This is a genomic window from Pseudomonas sp. K5002, assembly GCF_013386655.1.
Taxonomy (GTDB): domain Bacteria; phylum Pseudomonadota; class Gammaproteobacteria; order Pseudomonadales; family Pseudomonadaceae; genus Aquipseudomonas.
Window position 1 is genome coordinate 1 of record NZ_JACARK010001238.1, and the last position, 1,678, is coordinate 1,678.

The following is a 1,678-nucleotide window of genomic DNA, read 5'->3' on the forward strand; positions in this document are numbered from 1 at the left end:
TGGAAACCCCGGCATGGCACGCCCTACATCAATAGCATCGCCGTAGAGCAGCAACCGCCGTTTCCCGGCGACCTGGCCACTGAAGAACGCCTGGCCTCAGTGGTGCGCTGGAACGCCCTGGCCATGGTAGTGCGCGCCAACCAGGCCTATGGCGAACTGGGCGGGCATATCGCCAGCTACGCCAGCGCGGCGGATTTGTTCGAGGTGGGCTTCAACCACTTTTTCCGTGCCCGCAACGACAATTTTGGCGGCGATCTGGTGTTCTACCAGCCACATTCCGCCCCCGGCATCTATGCTCGCGCCTTCCTTGAAGGGCGCCTGAGCGAGGCCGACCTGGCCCACTATCGCCAGGAAATCGGTGCCGGCAAGGCGGGCGCCCGAGGTTTGTCCAGCTATCCCCATCCGTGGTTGATGCCGGACTTCTGGCAATTTCCCACCGGGTCCATGGGCATTGGCCCCATCAGCTCGATTTTCCAGGCGCGGTTCATGCGCTACCTGCAACACCGCGGCTTGCAGGACACCACCGACCGCCACGTATGGGGCGTATTCGGCGACGGCGAGATGGACGAACCGGAAAGCATGTCGGCCCTGACCCTGGCCGCCCGTGAAGGCCTGGACAACCTGACCTGGGTGGTCAACTGCAACCTGCAACGGCTCGACGGCCCGGTGCGTGGCAACGGGCGAATTATCGACGAGCTGGAGGCGTTGTTCGCCGGTGCCGGCTGGAACGTGATCAAGCTGGTCTGGGGCTCGGACTGGGACGCCTTGCTGGCCAAGGACACCGACGGCGAGCTGGCGCGCACCCTGTCGCAGACGGTGGACGGACAGTTCCAGACCTTCGCCGCCAAGGACGGCGCCTATAACCGCGAACATTTCTTCGGCCAGAGCGAGGCGCTGTCCAAACTGGTCGAGGGCATGAGCGACGAGCAGATCGACCGGCTCAAGCGTGGCGGCCATGACATGGTCAAGATCCACGCGGCCTATCACGCGGCGCGCCGGGTCGCCGGCAAACCCACGGTGATCCTGGCCCAGACCAAAAAGGGCTTTGGCATGGGCGAGGCCGGGCAGGGCAAGATGACCACCCACCAGCAGAAGAAGCTCGACCGCGAGGCCTTGATCGCCTTCCGCAATCGCTTCCAGTTGCCGCTGTCGGATGAACAGGCCGAATCCCTGAGCTTCTACAAACCGGCTGAAGACAGCCTTGAAATGCGCTACTTGCACCAGCGCCGCGCCACCCTCGGCGGGTATGTGCCGAGCCGTGGCCAGCAGGCGCCCACCGTGAGTGTCCCGCCGGTGTCGGGCTACGGCGCGTTTGCCACCCAGGCGGAGGGCAAGGAAATGTCCACCACCATGGCCTTTGTGCGCATGCTGACCAATCTGCTCAAGGACAAGGCCCTCGGCCCGCGCATCGTGCCCATCGTCGCCGACGAAGCGCGCACCTTCGGCATGGCCAACCTGTTCAAGCAGATCGGCATCTATTCCAGCGTCGGCCAGCGCTACGAGCCCGAAGACATCGGCTCGATCCTCAGCTACCGCGAAGCCACCGACGGGCAGATCCTTGAAGAAGGCATCAGCGAAGCCAGTGCCATCAGTTCCTGGGTCGCGGCGGCCACCAGTTATTCGGTGCATGGCCTGCGGATGCTGCCGTTTTACATCTACTACTCGATGTTCGGTTTCC

At 63.9% G+C, this 1,678-nt stretch carries 1 protein-coding gene; it reads left to right on the forward strand.

Annotated elements, in window-relative coordinates; all coding sequences use genetic code 11:
* On the forward strand, positions 1–1,678 hold a 1,678-nt coding region (gene aceE / locus HX846_RS35260), incomplete at both ends, for a pyruvate dehydrogenase (acetyl-transferring), homodimeric type (protein WP_178967257.1).